The 314-nt window shown below is 65.0% G+C and carries 1 protein-coding gene; it reads left to right on the plus strand.

What is annotated here, in order from left to right; all coding sequences use genetic code 11:
* Nucleotides 1-18: 18 nt before the first annotated feature.
* Nucleotides 19-314: PAS domain-containing protein (locus tag F2P45_RS34945; protein WP_166882741.1), on the plus strand; the 296-nt coding region annotated here is incomplete at its 3' end.

The raw sequence follows: 314 nt of genomic DNA on the forward strand, positions 1-314 counted from the left end.
TCATACGCCTGCACGGCCTTGCTCGACGAGGCGGGCGTTGCCGGCGTTATGGCAGTTTGCGAGGACGTCACCGAGGCGCGCGCCGCCTCCGCCGCTAAAGCCATCCAGTACCTGCGCTTGGCCGAAGACGCGGCAAGGGCACGACGGGACACCGACGAGTTTAAAACGGCCCAGCTACAGCGGCTGCGGATGATGTTCGAGCAGGCCCCAGGCTTCATGTGCATCCTTGATGGGCCAGACCACGTTTTCGAGTTCGCCAACGCCGCGTTCTTACGCTTGGTGGGCGGGCGGGATCTCCGTTGGAAGTCGGCGCG

It is taken from the genome of Massilia mucilaginosa, assembly GCF_011682145.1.
Taxonomy (GTDB): Bacteria; Pseudomonadota; Gammaproteobacteria; order Burkholderiales; family Burkholderiaceae_D; genus Telluria_A; species Telluria_A mucilaginosa.